This window comes from Xanthomonas sp. NCPPB 1638 (genome assembly GCF_041475635.2).
GTDB lineage: Bacteria > Pseudomonadota > Gammaproteobacteria > Xanthomonadales > Xanthomonadaceae > Xanthomonas > Xanthomonas cucurbitae.
The window spans coordinates 4,469,849-4,485,130 of record NZ_CM192984.1; the positions used below are offsets into that span (position 1 = coordinate 4,469,849).

General features: G+C 66.1%; 17 protein-coding genes. 6 read left to right on the forward strand and 11 right to left on the reverse strand.

From position 1 onward, the window contains the following. Positions 1 to 2 precede the first annotated feature (2 nt). Positions 3 to 434: an alternative ribosome rescue aminoacyl-tRNA hydrolase ArfB gene (gene arfB / locus ACCQ13_RS19450; protein ID WP_159407805.1), complete on the reverse strand. Its 432-nt coding sequence runs from the start codon at positions 432 to 434 to the stop codon at positions 3 to 5. An 89-nt stretch (positions 435 to 523) separates the two neighbouring features. Here arfB and ACCQ13_RS19455 point away from each other — a divergent pair, with 89 nt between their 5' ends. After that, positions 524 to 1,063 carry a DUF2059 domain-containing protein gene (locus tag ACCQ13_RS19455; RefSeq protein ID WP_159407806.1) on the forward strand — a complete coding sequence of 180 codons (540 nt, stop codon included), beginning with the start codon at positions 524 to 526 and terminating at the stop codon, positions 1,061 to 1,063. 210 nt (positions 1,064 to 1,273) lie between these two features. On the opposite strand, the gene ACCQ13_RS19460 is transcribed toward ACCQ13_RS19455, so the two are convergent. Then, positions 1,274 to 2,044, reverse strand: a complete 771-nt coding sequence (locus ACCQ13_RS19460; RefSeq protein ID WP_104601925.1) for a pseudouridine synthase — start codon at positions 2,042 to 2,044, stop codon at positions 1,274 to 1,276. A gap of 80 nt (positions 2,045 to 2,124) precedes the next feature. Between ACCQ13_RS19460 and ACCQ13_RS19465 the strand changes: the two genes are divergently transcribed. After that, positions 2,125 to 2,586, forward strand: coding sequence for a thioredoxin family protein (locus tag ACCQ13_RS19465; protein ID WP_104601926.1), 462 nt, complete (start codon positions 2,125 to 2,127; stop codon positions 2,584 to 2,586). A gap of 80 nt (positions 2,587 to 2,666) precedes the next feature. Here ACCQ13_RS19465 and ubiB read toward each other — a convergent pair whose 3' ends face one another. Together ubiB and ACCQ13_RS19475 are read right to left on the reverse strand one after the other, a co-directional pair. Beyond that, on the reverse strand, positions 2,667 to 4,340 hold the full coding sequence (gene ubiB / locus ACCQ13_RS19470) for a ubiquinone biosynthesis regulatory protein kinase UbiB (protein WP_159407807.1): 1,674 nt from the start codon (positions 4,338 to 4,340) through the stop codon (positions 2,667 to 2,669). Then, entirely contained in the window at positions 4,337 to 4,981 is a 645-nt protein-coding gene (locus ACCQ13_RS19475; RefSeq protein WP_159407808.1) for a ubiquinone biosynthesis accessory factor UbiJ, read from the reverse strand. Before ACCQ13_RS19475 ends, ubiB begins: the two co-directional genes overlap by 4 nt. Before the next feature lie 159 nt (positions 4,982 to 5,140). On the opposite strand from ACCQ13_RS19475, the gene ddlA reads away from it, so the two are divergent. Beyond that, a complete protein-coding gene (gene ddlA / locus ACCQ13_RS19480) occupies positions 5,141 to 6,247 on the forward strand; it encodes a D-alanine--D-alanine ligase (protein ID WP_104601929.1) in 1,107 nt (368 codons plus the stop codon). A 199-nt stretch (positions 6,248 to 6,446) separates the two neighbouring features. Here the strand turns inward: ddlA and ACCQ13_RS19485 are convergent, their stop codons facing one another. The 3 genes from ACCQ13_RS19485 to oleC all read right to left on the reverse strand — a co-directional run bounded on the left by ACCQ13_RS19485 (position 6,447) and on the right by oleC (position 9,432). Beyond that, positions 6,447 to 6,605: a DUF1328 domain-containing protein gene (locus tag ACCQ13_RS19485; RefSeq protein ID WP_003468167.1), complete on the reverse strand. Its 159-nt coding sequence runs from the start codon at positions 6,603 to 6,605 to the stop codon at positions 6,447 to 6,449. A gap of 64 nt (positions 6,606 to 6,669) precedes the next feature. Next, positions 6,670 to 7,680 (reverse strand): 2-alkyl-3-oxoalkanoate reductase, encoded by a 1,011-nt coding sequence (gene oleD / locus ACCQ13_RS19490; protein ID WP_159407809.1) that lies wholly within the window; start codon positions 7,678 to 7,680, stop codon positions 6,670 to 6,672. A gap of 99 nt (positions 7,681 to 7,779) precedes the next feature. Further along, positions 7,780 to 9,432 carry an olefin beta-lactone synthetase gene (gene oleC, locus ACCQ13_RS19495; protein ID WP_159407810.1) on the reverse strand — a complete coding sequence of 551 codons (1,653 nt, stop codon included), beginning with the start codon at positions 9,430 to 9,432 and terminating at the stop codon, positions 7,780 to 7,782. Positions 9,433 to 9,659: 227 nt separating this feature from the next. On the opposite strand from oleC, the gene ACCQ13_RS19500 reads away from it, so the two are divergent. Further along, the gene (locus ACCQ13_RS19500; protein WP_159407811.1) at positions 9,660 to 10,043 is read left to right on the forward strand and encodes a YkgJ family cysteine cluster protein; all 384 of its coding nucleotides are present in this window, start codon (positions 9,660 to 9,662) and stop codon (positions 10,041 to 10,043) included. Positions 10,044 to 10,132: 89 nt separating this feature from the next. Here ACCQ13_RS19500 and ACCQ13_RS19505 read toward each other — a convergent pair whose 3' ends face one another. The 4 genes from ACCQ13_RS19505 to ACCQ13_RS19520 all read right to left on the reverse strand — a co-directional run bounded on the left by ACCQ13_RS19505 (position 10,133) and on the right by ACCQ13_RS19520 (position 13,903). Continuing rightward, positions 10,133 to 11,035 carry an alpha/beta fold hydrolase gene (locus tag ACCQ13_RS19505; protein WP_159407812.1) on the reverse strand — a complete coding sequence of 301 codons (903 nt, stop codon included), beginning with the start codon at positions 11,033 to 11,035 and terminating at the stop codon, positions 10,133 to 10,135. A gap of 139 nt (positions 11,036 to 11,174) precedes the next feature. Continuing rightward, positions 11,175 to 12,293: a protein adenylyltransferase Fic gene (gene fic, locus ACCQ13_RS19510; RefSeq protein ID WP_104601933.1), complete on the reverse strand. Its 1,119-nt coding sequence runs from the start codon at positions 12,291 to 12,293 to the stop codon at positions 11,175 to 11,177. A 171-nt stretch (positions 12,294 to 12,464) separates the two neighbouring features. Then, positions 12,465 to 13,481 carry a 3-oxoacyl-ACP synthase III gene (locus ACCQ13_RS19515; protein ID WP_029218373.1) on the reverse strand — a complete coding sequence of 339 codons (1,017 nt, stop codon included), beginning with the start codon at positions 13,479 to 13,481 and terminating at the stop codon, positions 12,465 to 12,467. 101 nt (positions 13,482 to 13,582) lie between these two features. Continuing rightward, positions 13,583 to 13,903 (reverse strand): DUF4156 domain-containing protein, encoded by a 321-nt coding sequence (locus ACCQ13_RS19520; protein WP_159407813.1) that lies wholly within the window; start codon positions 13,901 to 13,903, stop codon positions 13,583 to 13,585. A gap of 387 nt (positions 13,904 to 14,290) precedes the next feature. Between ACCQ13_RS19520 and ACCQ13_RS19525 the strand changes: the two genes are divergently transcribed. Then, positions 14,291 to 14,749 (forward strand): XAC0231 family protein, encoded by a 459-nt coding sequence (locus tag ACCQ13_RS19525; protein ID WP_104601935.1) that lies wholly within the window; start codon positions 14,291 to 14,293, stop codon positions 14,747 to 14,749. A 27-nt stretch (positions 14,750 to 14,776) separates the two neighbouring features. Beyond that, a complete protein-coding gene (locus ACCQ13_RS19530) occupies positions 14,777 to 15,253 on the forward strand; it encodes a tRNA (cytidine(34)-2'-O)-methyltransferase (protein WP_159407814.1) in 477 nt (158 codons plus the stop codon). Positions 15,254 to 15,282 lie beyond the last annotated feature (29 nt).

Here is a 15,282-nt window from a genome sequence, read left to right on the forward strand (position 1 = left end):
GCTTACTCCCAGTGGGACGCGGAGCGTCCACGTTTGGTCTGACTGCGCTCACGCTTGGCATCCAGCCGCCGCAGCTTGACGCCATGACTCGGTTTGGTGGCGACCCGGCGCTTGGGCACCGACAGGCACGCACTGATGATCTCGACCAGCCGCTCGCGCGCATCGTCGCGGTTGCGATCCTGGGTGCGGAAGCGCTGCGCATCGATCACCAGCACGCCTTCGGCGGTCATGCGGCGGTCGCGCCGCGACAGCAGGCGCGCACGCAAGGGCTCGGGCAGCGAGGGCGATCCGGCCACGTCGAAGCGCAGCTCCACCGCGGTGGACACCTTGTTGACGTTCTGCCCACCGGCGCCGCTGGCGCGCACGAAGCGCTCGACGAGCTCGCTGGGCGGGATCGTCAGGCTGGGGGTGATCTGGATCGGGTCGCTGGCCATACGCGTCGATTGTATCGGCAGCGGCACGCATGCGCGCGAACACCGGCTTCCCGTATGCTGCGGCCGGTTCCCCACTGCAGGACGCTTCGATGACCCCCGATTCGCTCGCCCCCGCCGGCGCGCTTGCCCGCCGCCTGATTCTGCTGGCCCTGCTGGCGCTGGCCACCCCGGCCGCGCTGGCGCAGGCGCCCACCGATGCCGACGTCAACCGTCTGCTGGCCGCCTCGCGCGCGCAGACCATGCTGGACACCATGCTGCCGCAGATCGAGGCGATGCAGCAGCAGCAGTTCGCCCAGCTCACCGCGCAGCGCCAGCTCGACCCCGCCGAGCAGGCGCAACTGCAGCGCATCCAGGAACGCACCCGCCAGACCGTGCGCAAGGCGCTGTCGTGGTCGGAGCTGCGCCCGATGTACGTGGACATCTACAAGCGCTCGTTCTCACGCGAAGACGTGCTGGCGATGGCCGAGTTCTACGAGAGCTCGGCCGGCCAGAGCCTGCTGGACAAGACCCCCGCCCTGACCCAGAACCTGATGGGCGCCATCCAGCAGAAGATGCTGCCGCTGTTTGCCGATCTGCAGAAGGATCTGGAGACCATCGTCAACGAGCCTGCCCCGGCGCAGAAGCCCTGAGGGGCGGGGAATCGGGAATCGGGAATCGTTAGAGCACAGCGCAAGCCCCTCTCCCTGTGGGGCGAGAAGGCACAGCTTGCGCGCCACTGGCGCGCGTACCTCGGAGCGCCCGGGGCGCGGAGCGAGGGTTGGGGTGAGGGTGCGGCTGCACGGAGTGGCACCAATCGCCACTGCCTTGCCCACTGGGAAGAGGACCACAGCGCGCCAGCGCTAAATCGCTGCCGCTACCTGCAACTGCGGCATGTCCCAGCCGAACAATGCGCAGGCCTTGACGAATTCCACATCCAGCGGTGCGGTGACGCCGATGCGCCTGCCATCGGCCGGGTGTGGAAACTCCAGGCGTTCGGCGTGCAGCAGCATGCGGTGGATGCCGAGCATGCGGAAGCTGCGGTTGTGGCGGCCATCGCCATGGCTGGTGTCGCCGATCATGTGATGCGACAGGTGCTTCATGTGCCGGCGGATCTGCCGAAAGCGCCCGGTCTGCGGCTGGCAGCGCAGCAGCGCATAACGCGAGGTGGCAAAGCCGGTGGAGGGGATCTCCAGCTCGCCGGTGGCCAGCCGCTGGAAGTGGGTCACCGCCGGCTTTTTCACCGGTTTGCCAGGGCCGCCATCCAGGGCGTGATCGACGACGAACTGCTCCTCGGCCGGCCAGCCGCGGCACACCGTCAGGTAGTGCTTGTCCACCTCGCCCGCCATCAGCGCCTTGCCCAGTGCACTGGCGCTGTCGCGGTCGAAGGCCAGCAGCAGGCAGCCACTGGTGGCGCGGTCGAGCCGGTGCACCAGGAAGATCGGCCGGCCCAGCTGCTCGCGCAGGCGGTCGGCCAGGAAGTCGTCTTCCCCGCGCGCCAGCTTGCTGTCGTGGACCATCAGGCCTGCGGGTTTGTCGACCACGGCCAGGACTTCGTCCTGGTGGAGAATCTGCAGATGCTTGGGGGATGTGCTCACCGGTGGATTATCCGCATCGCTGACACCGCCTGCCACTGCGCACGCGTGCCCATGCGCCGGTTGACCGCAGCACGGTGCCGGCAGAGCATGCAGATTCCCCACCGTGGACCACCCCAATGCGTACCTGGCTTCTGTTTTGCCTGCTGGCGGTCGCCCCGCTCGCGCAGGCCCTGGACCTGCCCTACGACGAACACGCCAATGCGGACGCGCAGCTACGCGCTGCGCTGGCCGCCGGCAAGAAAGCACATAAACCCACCTTGGTGATCTTCGGCGCCAACTGGTGCCACGACTGCCGCGCGCTGGACGCGGCGTTGCACACGGCCAGGAATGCGCCGCTGATCGACAAGTCGTTCGTGGTGGTCAAGGTGGATGTGGGCAACTTCGACCGCAACCTGGCGCTCAGCCAGCGCTACGGCGACCCGATCCAGAAGGGCATCCCGGCTGCGGTGGTGATCTCTCCCACCGGCACGCTGGTTTACACCACCCGTGCTGGCGAGCTGGCCAATGCGCGCAAGATGAGCGATGACGGCATCTACCAGTTCTTCGACCATGTGGCGCATGCCAACCACGCCCCCTGAGGCGATGGCCACCGCGTACGCGGCCTGCGCCGGCTGACCGTCGGGCAGCGCCGATGGGCCGTGCGCACAGGTAATACGCGCTAGCGACGCAGCCAGGCCACCAGCAATGCGGCCGTGCCGGCACCACCGCTGACCCAGCTCCATACCGGTATCGTGCCCAGGTACCAACCGTCCGGATGCAGGCCGTACAGCACCGCGGCGACCACCAGTAGCCCGCTGCCAGTGATGGCGGTGACCACGCGGGTCTGCAGCTTGCGCAGACTCAACTCCAGCGCGCGCAGCTCGGTGGAGCGGATCTCCAGCTGATGGCGGCCTTCCACCTGCTGCTTCAGCCAGCTGTGCACCAGGCGCGGCATGTCCGGCGCGTGGGTCATGAGTTCCGGCAGCCGCTTGCCCAATTCGCCGAGCATGCGGCGCGGGCTGTAGCGCTCGCGCAGGATGCGTTCGAGCACCGGGCGCGCCACCGCCCAGATATCCAGCTTGGGGTCGAGCTGCCGGCCCACCCCTTCGATGTTGAGCAGGGTCTTCTGCAGCAGGATCAGCTGTGGCTGCAGGGTCAGCTCGTAGCGCTGCGCGACGCGGAACAATTTGATCAACACCTGCGCCAGCGAAATCTCCGACAGCGGCCGGGTGAAGTACGGCTCGCACACCGAGCGCGCGGCCGCTTCCAGTTCGTCGATGCGCACGTTCGAGGGCATCCAGCCCGCCTCTACGTGCAACTCGGCCATGCGGCGGTAATCCTTGTGGAAGATCGCCATGAAGTTCTCGGCCAGGTAGTACTGATCTTCCTGCGAGAGCTGACCCATGATGCCGAAATCCAGCGCGATGAAGCGCGGGTTGAGACGGCGCTCCGGGTCCGCATCGACCCAGATGTTGCCGGCATGCGCATCGGCATGGAAAAAGTTGTCGCGGAACACCTGGGTGTAGAACACGCGCACGCCCTTGGCCGCCAGCGCCTTGCGATCGATGCCGGCGGCGTCGAGCTTGACGATATCGTCGGAGGGAATGCCGTACACGCGCTCTAATGTGAGCGCACGCTCGGCGGTGTGCGACCAGATCACTTCCGGCACGTACAGATCGTCCGAGCCTTCCCAGAACCGGCGCAGCACGCTGGCGTTTGCGCCTTCGCGCTGCAGATCGAGTTCGGCAGACAGGGTGCCTTCGATCTCGGCCACCACCTCGCGCGGGCGGATCTTGTCCGCACGCGGGTGGGTGCGTTCGACCAGCGTGGCCAGCGAGTGCAGCAGCGCGATATCGGCATCGATCTGGCGCTCGATGTCCGGGCGCAGCACCTTGACCACCACTGCGCGACCCACGCCGTTGGCATCGGCCGGCAGCGTGGCCGCATGCACCTGCGCGATGGAGGCAGACGCCAGCGGCACCGTGTCGAAGGAGGCGAACGCCACACTGACCGGCAGGCCGAGCGCACGTTCGACGATCAGACGCGCAGCCTCACCGTCGAACGGCTTGACCCGGTCCTGCAGCAAGGTGAGTTCTTCGGCCACGTCGGCCGGAATCAGATCGCGCCGGGTCGAAAGGATCTGCCCGAACTTGACGAAGATCGGCCCCAGCTCCTGCAAGGCCAAGCGTAGCCGCGCACCGCGCGATTGCGCGGCGATTTCGGCGCTGGCGCGCGGCACGAACGGTTTGGCCAGGCGCAGCCAGCGCTCGGCCGGAGTGCCTTCGAGCAAGGCGTCCAACCGGTAGCGCAGGATCACCCGGCCGATGCGGCTGGCCCGCAGGATCGCCTTCATGCCGCGCCTCCGGCAGCGCGCAGGCGGGCGACACGCGCAGCCAGGCGTTCGACAGCGTCGCGCAGCTCGTCCACGTCATCGTGGAAGGCGTCCAGCTCGGCACGCGGCACCACATCACGCGATTCTTCGGTGACGAATTCGGCCGCGCTATGCGCCAGATCCGATGCGCTGCGGCGGGCCTGCTGCAGCGCCGTGCGGACCGCGCCGGCAATCTGCACGCCCAGAATCTGCCCGAACACCGCCACGAACGGCAGCTGCCAATCCGGATCGAAGCGCCCGGCCAGCTGCTGCAGCTGGCGCGCCAGTTCCGCATCGCCGGAGACCTTGAGCCGCCCTGCCGGCGCACCGCTGCGGCGCGCATTGGCCAGGAACGGCAATTGCCCGAGCAAGCCGGCCAGGCTGCTGCGCACCGCCAGATCCGGTTCCTGCGCCGGGTCCACCGGCCCCACCAGCAGCCGGCGTTCGTGCACGCGGATCTGCAGGGCCAGGGCGGGCGCGTCCAGGGTCAGCGCAATCCGCTGGCCTTCCAGCGGCAGCAGGGCGTCGCGGGTATCCGGGTCCAGCGCCAGCGCGCGGTTGAGCGCGGCCTGCAGGGCCTGGCCGGCGAGCGGCTTGAGTGAGTTGAAAAGTGATCCGGGCATACAGGCATTCTACCGCCACCGCATGTCGCAGCCGCCTGATGGCGGTCTGCCTGTCGCTGTTGCGCGTTGCCGAAGCACCAGCACAACTGCCTGCAGGCTTCCGTGCGCTGCTCCCGCGCGGCATCCTGCCGCTTCCCTCAGCGATGGCAGGAACAGGCAATGCGCAAGATCCGGGTCGGTATCATCTTCGGCGGCAAATCGGCTGAGCACGAGGTCTCGCTGCAATCGGCGCGCAATATCCTGCAGGCGCTGGACCCGCAGCGCTTCGAACCGGTGTTGATCGGCATCGACAAGCAGGGCCAGTGGCATCTGAGCGCACCGGAAGGCTTTCTGCTCGATGCAGACGACCCTGGCAAGATCGCCCTGCATTGCAGTGGACGCGCGGTGGCCGTGCTGCCAGGCGCCGACACGGCGCAGCTGCGTCCGGTGGACAGCGAACAGGCGCTGGCACAGATCGATGTGGTGTTTCCGATCGTGCACGGCACCCTGGGCGAAGACGGCTCGCTGCAGGGACTGCTGCGCATGGCCAACCTGCCCTTCGTCGGCTCCGGCGTGCTCGGCTCGGCGGTTGCGATGGACAAGGACATGGCCAAGCGCGTGCTGCGCGAGGCCGGGCTGGCGGTGGCGCCGGGCGTCTGCCTCACCCGCCACACCGCCAAGCATGTCGATGCGCAGGCGCTGATCGCGCAATTGGGATTGCCGCTGTTCGTCAAACCGGCCAACCAGGGCTCGTCGGTCGGGGTCAGCCAGGTGCGCAGCGCAGACGCGTTTGCAGCGGCAGTGGCGCTGGCACTGTCCTACGACCACAAGGTGCTGGTGGAAGCGGCCGTGGCCGGCCGCGAGATCGAATGCGCTGTACTCGGCAATGCCGTAGCGCAGGCGAGTGTGTGCGGCGAGGTGGTGGTGCACGATGCGTTTTATTCGTACGAGACCAAATACATCAGCGAGCACGGGGCCGACCTGGTGATTCCGGCCGACATCGATGCGCCCACCCAGCACCGAATCCAGCAGATCGCGGTACAGGCCTACCAGGCGCTGGACTGCGCCGGCATGGCGCGGGTGGACGTGTTCCTGTGTGCAGACGGGCGCATCGTGATCAACGAGGTCAACACCTTGCCCGGCTTCACCCGCATCAGCATGTATCCGAAGCTATGGGAGGCAAGCGGACTGGACTATCGGAGCCTGATTACCCGGTTGATCGACCTGGCACTGCAACGCCATGACGACGATCAACTGCTGCGTAGTGCGGTGGACACACGCCGATGAGCGCAGCGCCGTTGCGCACGCGCTGCCCGCCCCACCACACGGGCCTACTCCAACAAATGCAATCGCTGAGAAAACGTCTGTGACAGGCATCAAACAGCGCGAATAACGCCATAACGCAGATGGCCCGCCTCCTTGCGGAAGCGGGCCATCTGCGCGCCGGCCGGCAGCGCCGCTGCCGGGACGTATCGTGCGTGCGGCGTTATACCTTGCCGCGACGGAACATCGAGATCACCGCCAGGATCAGGAACACCACGAACAGGATCCAGGCGATGTTGGTCGCTGCACCGGCGATGCCGCTGAAGCCCAGCACAGCGGCAATGATGGCGATGACGAAGAAGATGATGGCGTAATGCAGCATGGCAATGATTCCAGAAGTTGTCGTGCCGAATCGGCGCAGACGTATCTTGTGGATATGGCGGTCTTTATCGGGTGATGGCGATGTCGTTGGAAGATGAGGATCGCAGGCGGTTGAGCCCTTCTTCGATGCTGATCTGCGGCACATAGCCAAAGTCGCGGCGCGCCGGTTCCATGCTGTACCAATGCGGCGTGCACAGCTGTTCCACCAGGAACCGCGTCAGCGGCACTTCGCATGGCAGACGCAACAGTGGCCACACCGTCTCGCACACCGCACCGATCCGATAGGCGGTCTTGAACGAGAGCGAACGCGTCACCGCCGGTGCATCCACGGCCGCCAGCAGGCGGTTGAGCAACTCGCGCATCGGCAGCGGTTCGCCGTTGGAAATGAAGTACGCCTTGCCGGCGCAGGCAGCGCCCGGCGCCAGATGCTCGAACGCAGCGAAGTGCGCCTGCGCCGCGTTGTCGATGTACGTGCTGTCCACCAGATTGCTGCCATCACCCACCATGCGCAGCCGCCCGGCACGTGCGCGCGCAGCCAGACGCGGAAGCAGATGATTGTCGCCTGGCCCCCATATCAGGCGCGGGCGCAACGCCACCGTCGCCAGCTGCGCGTCGTTGGCTGCCAGCACCGCACGCTCGGCGATCGCCTTGGTGGCGGCATATGCGGCGCGCAGGTCTTCGCCATACGGCACTTCGTCGGCACCCAGCCCTTCCACCGGATTGGTGGCGCGATGGGTGACGCTGGGCGTGGACGTATAGATCAGCCGAGGCACGCCATTGGCGCGGCAGGCATCGAGCACGTTCTGCGTGCCCACCACGTTGGCCTGGTGATAGCTGTCGTAGCTGCCCCACGCACCGGCCTTGGCCGCGTTGTGGAACACCGCATCGATCCCGGCAAACGCATGCCGCACCGCCTGCGGGTCGGCCAGATCGCCCCGGATCTGGCCCACGCCCAGCGTCTGCAATACCGGGTAATCCCCACGCTGGAAGCTCACCACCTCATGCCCGCGCGCGCGCAGGCCGCGGCACAACGCCTGGCCCAGGAAGCCGCCACCGCCGGTCACCAATACCTTCATCGCGCCACACCGTTCATTCGAGGGAGCACACCATAGCCGGCCGCCATCGCCTTGGCGAATAGCCCGCCGACACGCATCAAATCGGCTTGCTGCAGCTCGTTACCCACGCTGTTGCGCCGCCCACACCGCCAAGGTCTCGCGGCCGATCTTGGCGTTATGGCGGATGTCCACCGGGAAGCCCGGATGGCGCAGGAAGCACGCGATTCCGGCGGTATGCGGGTGCGTCGCGCCCAGCGCACGTAATGCGGTTTGCACATCCGCAAAGGCCGACGCCGGCACACCCGGCTGCAACTCGACGCACAGCACCGGCTGTTGTTGTCCAACCGCGCCCACGCCGACCAAGGCGGTACGACGCACCTGCGCATGCACGTTGAACACCGGCTCCACCTGCTCGGTGTACAGCGGGCCGCTGGCGGTTTCCACGCGGTGCGTTTTACGGCCGCAGAACCACAACTGGCCCTGCGCATCGAAATAGCCCACATCGCCCATGCGGTGTACGACGCGCTCGCTGCCATCGTCGCAGCGCTCGCGGATCTTGGCGCTACGGGTGGCCGCATCGCGATTGAAGTAGGTATCGGTAGTGGTGGGCCCGGCGACGGTGATCTCGCCCACCTCGCCCACCGCCAGCACGCGCACGCCACTCCACTCGGCAATCGCCGCATCGTCGATGGCAATGATGCGCACCTCATTCGGCGCGACCACCTGGCCCACGCAGGTGCCCGCACCAGCCTCGGTGGCCGCGCGCGTGGCGTCCAGGGTGCGGCCTTCGATTGCCGCCACCGGCAGGCATTCGGTCGCGCCGTACGGCGTCCAGAACTGCGCATCGGCCGGCAGCAGTGCGCGGATCTTCGCCACCACATCCGGTGGCACCGGCGCACCGGCCGAGGTGACCAGGCGCACGTTGGGGAGCGGCTGCCCATCATCGGCCAGCACGCGCATCAATGCGGGCGAGCCGAACAACTGGGTGACACCGAAGCGGGCGATTGCATCGTGCAGCTTGCGCGGGTCGGCGCTGCCCGGGCGCGTCGGGTCCATGTCCGGAATCACCGAAGTCAAGCCCAGCGCCGGGTCGAACAAGGCGAACGGCGGAAACGTCGGTAGGTCCACACCGCCAGGCTGCATGTCGAACGCATTGCGCAGCAGCTCGATCTGTCCGACAAAATGCCGGTGCCGGTACACCACACCCTTGGGCACGCCAGTGGAGCCGCTGGTGAACAGGATCGCGGCCACATCGTCCGGCGCGGTCTGAGCCAGTTGCGCCGCAGCGCCAGCCCCATCACGCTCCACCCGCGCCAGGGTCACCCCGCCCCAGCCGTACCGGCCGCCAACGGTGACGATCTGCTGCGCGGACCGTGCCCAGCGCAGCAAGCGCCGCGCCAGCTGCGCCAGTGGAATGCCGATGAAGGCCTGCGGCTGCGCTTCGTCCAGGCATTGCTTGAGCGCGCGCTTGTCGATGCCCGGGTCCACCAGCACCGGCACCGCACCGGCCTTGAACAACGCGAACATCAGCAGGAAGAACTCCGGCGACGGCCGCACCATCACCACCGCGCGCATGCCGCGGCCGATGCCGTGCACTGCCAGCCCGGCCGCAATCGCATCGCTGCGCGCGTCCAGTTCGGCGTAGCTCAGGGTCACATCGTAGGCCGCGAACCCATTGGCGCCACGGCGTCCCGGGCAGCGGATGGCGATCTGATCGGGGCGCTCGCGCGCCAGCTGCGGAAGCGTGGCCGCGATATTGCAGAGGCTGGTCATTGCGTGATTATCGCGGATAACGCGCCGCGCATGGAGTGATGCACGGGCAACTGCACCAGCGCGTCCGTGTCCCATTGCCGGCGCGTGGCCTGGATCGACGTCGTTGATTGCGCGCCGGCCGCGTGAACCGCGCATGGCCGTGCACCACACGCTCTTGTTTCGCGGCGCAATTCGGTCAGAATGCCGCGCTCCCTACGCTCGTTTTGCCGCGCAAGGCCCGGCATGCCATGGCACACCCCTGCCTTACCTGCGGCGCTTGCTGCGCCTATTTCCGCGTCAGCTTCCACTGGAGCGAAGCCGATCCCGCCTTGGGCGGCAGAGTGCCGGTCGAATTGACCGACGCGCTACGCACCCACGAACGGGTGATGCGCGGCACCTCGCAAGCGCAGCCGCGCTGTATCGCGCTGGACGCCGACATCGGCCGCTACAGCCGCTGCAGCATTCACGACCGCCGCCCCTCCTCCTGCGCAGCGGTACCGGCTTCGCTGGAATTCGGCCAGCGCAGCGCGCAGTGCGACAAATCGCGCCTGGCGCATGGCCTGCATGCGTTGACCGAGGCCGACTGGGACGGTGTGGACGAGGCACAACGCAATCCGCTGCCGACGCTGTAAGGAGCAGGCACACGGCGTGCGTACCGCTGCGGGCGCCTCCCGGCACCTGCACTGCCTGCGCTACGCGCGGGCATGCGTGGCGGCCGGAGTTACAGCCGATGACGCTCCAAAAATGCACGAATCGCTGGCACCAGCACCTCGTGCTTGTCTTCCAGCACGTAGTGGTTCGCATCGTCGAACGCGGTGACTTCGGCCTGCGGCAGCGCGCGGCGGAAGCCGGCCAGGAAGTGCTTGTCGAAGCAGATATCGCGCAGGCCCCAGGCGATGAAAGCCGGGCGGTCGGCGAACGACGGCAGCGCCTGCGCCGAGCGTTCCAGCAATGACCAGCCCTTGTCGGCCGGCGACAGCGGGATGTCCTGCATGAAGCGGATAGTGGAGATGCGGTTGCGCCAGCTGTTATAGGGCGCCACGTAGGCACGCCGTACCGCCGCAGGCATGCGCCGCGACACGCCCAGCCACGAGGCGCCGGACGAAAAGGCATTGAAGGTGCGGATGAACCATTCGCCAGGACGCCAATGCCGGCCCATCGCAATCTGCCACGGCATCGGCTTTTCCGCCGGCAGCGGAAAGGCCGCGGTGTTGGTGATGACCAGCCGCCGGACCTGCGCATGGTGCGACAGCGCCCAGCCGAATCCGATCATGCCGCCCCAATCGTGCACCGCCAGCGTGACCGGGCCGGTGATGCCCAGGTGCCGCAACAGCGTGTCCAGATCGTCCACGCGCGACTGCAGGGTGTAGTCGTAACGCGGCTGCGCGTCGGGGGCATCGTCGGGCTTGTCGGACAGGCCCATGCCGATGTGGTCGGGCACGATGCAGCGATAGCGGTCGGACAGGCCGCTCACCAGATGTCTCCACAGATAGCTCCACGACGGATTGCCGTGCAGCATCACGACTACCTCGCCATCGCGCGGGCCTTCGTCCAGATACGCCATCGCAATGCCGGGACGCACCTCAAGGCGCTTGGGAGTGAAGGGATAGCCGGGGTAGGTCATGAAAAACGTATCCGATGTGTTTCAAGAGGGTCTGCACGGCTCAGGCGCTGACCTGGCACATGTACAGCAACGGCTTCGCGCATGTCGGCAAGCTCCAGCAAGACAGGCGATGCAAGCCCGCTGCTTTGCTTACTCGGCATCAGTGCTGAATTCTTTGTGGCAACGTATACCGCTGCGCTGCATGCGCATTGTCGGACAGCAGGCGCAGATACGCCGGATGCAGGAACAATTTCTCTTTCCCCATGCGCTGCTCGTGCAGTACGCCGATATCCACCAAGTCGCGAAGATAACGCGCCGCAGTTTCGCGCTTGGCGATACCGGCGTCTACGACGTTTTGAATGCGGCAGTAAGGTTGGCTGAAAAGCACATCCACCAGTTCGCGGCTGTAGGTTTTCGGGCGCTCTGCACGAACCCACTCACATGCATGCTCATGCAGTTGGCGAATGGCCTCAATCTTGGCGCCGGTCCAGCGTGCGGTATCGGCAACCGCATCCAGCATGTAAGCAACCCATTCGGCCCATGCGCCGTCGCGCGTGACGGCCAACAGCAAGCGGTAGTAATCCGCCTTGCGTTCGATGATGTAGCGCGACAGGTACAGCACAGGTTGATCCAGCAGATCCTGCTCGACCAGCATCAAGAGATTGAGCACACGTCCAGTACGCCCATTGCCGTCGGTGAACGGATGGATAGCCTCGAATTGATAGTGCGCCACTGCCATGCGAATCAATGGATCGATCTCGGGCGTCTCATGGATGAAGCGCTCCCAATTGGCCAGCTTTTCGCGTAACACCGCCTCGCCGACTGGAGGCGTATAGATCACGTCACCGGTCTGCTGATTGGCCAATGCCGTGCCAGGTACACGCCGCACCTGCATTTGTGCATTCTTGATGCGAGTGCACACGATCTCTGCTGTGCGGGTGGAGAGCGGGCGCGTACGCAGCGAAATAAAGCCCTCCTGCAACGCGGTGCGATAGCGCAATGCTTCTCGCGTTGCTGGATTGGCAGCGTCTTGATGCTCGGCGTAGCGAAACAGCTCATCCGTGGTGGTGACGATGTTCTCGATCTCCGAACTCGCCTGTGCTTCCAGGATGGGAATGGTATTGATCAACACGGCCGGGTTTGGCAAATGTCCGGTGGCCTGGCGAAGCGATGCCAATGCCTTGTGCGCCTCAATACACGCCTTCAGCAACCCCCGGGTTTCAAGCTCCACCGCAGGCGGCAACGGCGGCAGGTCGTTATACGGACGCTGGGGATCCATGCGATGGGCTCATGTCGACGGAATCGACATGATGCCAGCGTCATGTCGAAAAAACGGTAATCTCATACTTGGCGAGACTGCCATGAACGCAGTTAGCGCCTGGAGTGGGATGGAACGTGGCAACCGCTCGCTAGAAAGCGGCCATCCCATCTCTGGGATGGCCGTGCGGTTTCACCAAACCACTTCGGCCATCGAGCAATTCAGGCCCGAGCCGATCCCCATCAGGGCGATGCGGTCGCCCTTCTTCAGGCGGCCCAGTTCCTTGAGCTTGCTCAGCACGATCGGCACCGAGGCCGGTCCGATGTTGCCGTGCTCGCCGAAGATGGTCATGACCTTGGCCGGGTCGATACCGAACGACTTCACGAATGACGCGGTGTGCGGGCGGCTGACCTGGTGGATCACGAACTGGTCCACTTCGTCCACTGCCCAGCCCAGCACCTGCTTGGCAGCCAGGAAGGTCTTCTGCGCCAGTTTGATGCCTTCGATCAGCAGCAGGCGGGTGTCGGTGACCATGCGGTCCAGGTTGCCCCGGCACAGCTTGTTCCACTCGGTGGCAGAGCGGGTCACGCCGCCCTTGTAGCGCGGCGCGTCCGGCACCAGCTCCGAGCGCGCCATCACCATGGCAGCGGCACCGCAGCCCAGGGTCAAAGCGGCCAATTCGTTGCGGAATTCCTCTTCGGTAACATCCGGGGAGGTCATGCGCTCGAGGGTCTTTTCATAGACCAGGTTGGCGGTCTCGCCGTCGACGATCAGGGCGTAGTCGATTTCGCCACGCTCCAGCATGCGCGCGGCGATGTCCATGCCGTTGATGAAGGCCAGGCAGGCATTGGCCACGTCGAAGGTGACGCAGTGGTCGCCCACGCCCAGATTGCCGGACACGATGGAGGCCGTGGACGGCTCCAGGTAGTCGCGGCTCACCGAGGTGTTAACCAGCAGGCCGATCTTCTCGATGCCGATGCCGGCATCGGTCAGCGCCTTGCGCGCGGCCTGGGTGGCGGCGTCGGATGCCTGGACATCCTGGTCCCACAAGCGCCGTGCATGGATACCGGCAACGTCGCCCAACACGTCGGTCTTGATCCCGAGGCGGTCGTAGGTTGGTTGCAGGCGCTCGTTGATTTCCTTGGAAGTCAGCGTGTGCGGCGCATCAATATGCGCCAGTCCCGCGATGGAGACATTCTGGAAGAGCATCGAAGTAGCGCCATGGCGTCAGGCGAGGGGGCGCTAGTCTAGCTGCTGGCCGGTTTTACCGCATCTTTACAATTACATCGCCCCCGCCCCAGCCCAACGGTTCAGCGCGGCGTGCAGCGGAAGGCGTTGAAGCGCTGGCTCCCCTCGGCCGGCTGGCCCTGCGCCTGCACGGCATTGGCGTTGGCGCCCGGCGCTTCGTTGCGGGCCAGGGTTTCCAGTTCTTCCTGCACGCGCAGCGGGTTGCGGTTGTAGAAGCCGACCTTGCTCTTGACCGACACCACCACCTCGCCCTGCTGCTGGCAGCCGGCCGGCACCTGGCCAGCCGGGAGAACCCTCACCGTCTTGCCGCTTTGTTCGATCGGCACCCAGGTACAGGCGACGGTGGTGGTGGCAACCAGGACAGACAGCATCAGCACGCGCATACGGCATCACACCTGTGGACAAAGCCGGATTGTGCCGCAGTCGGCTGGCCGCGCAGCGCATGCCACTGCTCCTACGACACACCGCATTCAGTCCACCGGGAACCGCCGCGGCGTGCCCAGTGGCGGGCACGTCCGGTTGTCGGTTGCCCGCAAGCGTGTCCGGGTGTCCGGACGCGGACACCCGGCAGATCGCAAAATATCCATTAGAAACAACTGCATGTGGTTGGCACACCGTTTGCTCACTACCTCTTGCCTCTCGGAGCAAGCTACCGATAGCTGACTGATAGCTGAATAGAAACCAATCCGGCAGCAAAGTTCTTGCGCATGCCTAGATGGTGTACTACATTACTACCACACCACTTCTCACACACACCAAGAGACCTCGCCATGAACGCCCAGACCCTGCGCCTCGCCCTCTCCGCCGCCCTGATCGCCGCTGCCTCCCTGAGCGGCGCCGCGCAGGCCAGCAACCTGACCACGCTGGACGCGGTGCAGGTGCGCCCGTCCGCAGACCAGGTGACCCAGCAGACGCTGGAGCGCGCCAGCACCATCCGCACCCTTGCCGCCGTGCAGGTGCGCCCTTCCACCGAGCAACTGGCCGCCCTTGCCACCGAAGCGGCCGGCCCGCGCGTGGTTACCTTGGCAGCGGTGCAGGTGCGCCCGTCGGCCGGGCAACGCGCCGAGAGCATCGGCTACCGTACCGCCACCACGCAGGTCACTGCCGGCCGTGCTGCCGCCACGATCGGCGCACTGGTGGGCGAAGCCATCGTGAAGCTGCCGGTGCCGCAGCTGCAGCCATCGCCGGTCGAGCTGGAAGCGCTCATCGGTGCCGCCACAGGCCTGTGAGCCGCGCGCACCGCTACACTTGCGCGCATGCCAGCTCCCGTCCTCGACGTCATCCTGTTCCAACCAGAAATTCCGCCCAATACGGGCAACGTGATTCGCCTGTGCGCCAATACCGGCGCGCGCCTGCACCTGATCGAGCCGCTCGGCTTCGACCTCAGCGACAAGCAGCTCAAGCGCGCCGGCCTGGATTACCACGAATATGCCCAGTTGCAGGTGCATGCAGACCTGCCCACCGCCCTGGCGGCGATCGCGCCCAGTCGCGTGTTCGCGCTGAGTACGCGCAGCACGGTGCGGTATGACAGCCCGCACTTCGCCGATGGCGATGCATTCCTGTTTGGCCCGGAGACACGCGGCCTGCCGGCCGAGGTGCTGGAGTCGATCCCGCCGCAGCACCGGCTACGGCTGCCGATGCGCCCGGACAACCGCAGCCTGAATCTGTCCAACACCGTGGCGGTAATGGTGTTCGAAGCCTGGCGGCAGTGGAACTTCACCGGTGGCCAGTAGTCCCGACGGCCAGCACGACGCCAGCAACA

Bases quoted from the DNA above. Each gene is read 5' to 3' on its own strand.
- arfB (WP_159407805.1), bottom strand. From the start codon at position 434: ATGGCCAGCGACCCGATCCAGATCACCCCCAGCCTGACGATCCCGCCC.
- ACCQ13_RS19455 (WP_159407806.1), top strand. From the start codon at position 524: ATGACCCCCGATTCGCTCGCCCCCGCCGGCGCGCTTGCCCGCCGCCTG.
- ACCQ13_RS19465 (WP_104601926.1), top strand. From the start codon at position 2,125: ATGCGTACCTGGCTTCTGTTTTGCCTGCTGGCGGTCGCCCCGCTCGCG.
- ubiB (WP_159407807.1), bottom strand. From the start codon at position 4,340: ATGAAGGCGATCCTGCGGGCCAGCCGCATCGGCCGGGTGATCCTGCGC.
- ACCQ13_RS19475 (WP_159407808.1), bottom strand. From the start codon at position 4,981: ATGCCCGGATCACTTTTCAACTCACTCAAGCCGCTCGCCGGCCAGGCC.
- ddlA (WP_104601929.1), top strand. From the start codon at position 5,141: ATGCGCAAGATCCGGGTCGGTATCATCTTCGGCGGCAAATCGGCTGAG.
- ACCQ13_RS19485 (WP_003468167.1), bottom strand. From the start codon at position 6,605: ATGCTGCATTACGCCATCATCTTCTTCGTCATCGCCATCATTGCCGCT.
- oleD (WP_159407809.1), bottom strand. From the start codon at position 7,680: ATGAAGGTATTGGTGACCGGCGGTGGCGGCTTCCTGGGCCAGGCGTTG.
- oleC (WP_159407810.1), bottom strand. From the start codon at position 9,432: ATGACCAGCCTCTGCAATATCGCGGCCACGCTTCCGCAGCTGGCGCGC.
- ACCQ13_RS19500 (WP_159407811.1), top strand. From the start codon at position 9,660: ATGGCACACCCCTGCCTTACCTGCGGCGCTTGCTGCGCCTATTTCCGC.
- ACCQ13_RS19505 (WP_159407812.1), bottom strand. From the start codon at position 11,035: ATGACCTACCCCGGCTATCCCTTCACTCCCAAGCGCCTTGAGGTGCGT.
- fic (WP_104601933.1), bottom strand. From the start codon at position 12,293: ATGGATCCCCAGCGTCCGTATAACGACCTGCCGCCGTTGCCGCCTGCG.
- ACCQ13_RS19515 (WP_029218373.1), bottom strand. From the start codon at position 13,481: ATGCTCTTCCAGAATGTCTCCATCGCGGGACTGGCGCATATTGATGCG.
- ACCQ13_RS19520 (WP_159407813.1), bottom strand. From the start codon at position 13,903: ATGCGCGTGCTGATGCTGTCTGTCCTGGTTGCCACCACCACCGTCGCC.
- ACCQ13_RS19525 (WP_104601935.1), top strand. From the start codon at position 14,291: ATGAACGCCCAGACCCTGCGCCTCGCCCTCTCCGCCGCCCTGATCGCC.
- ACCQ13_RS19530 (WP_159407814.1), top strand. From the start codon at position 14,777: ATGCCAGCTCCCGTCCTCGACGTCATCCTGTTCCAACCAGAAATTCCG.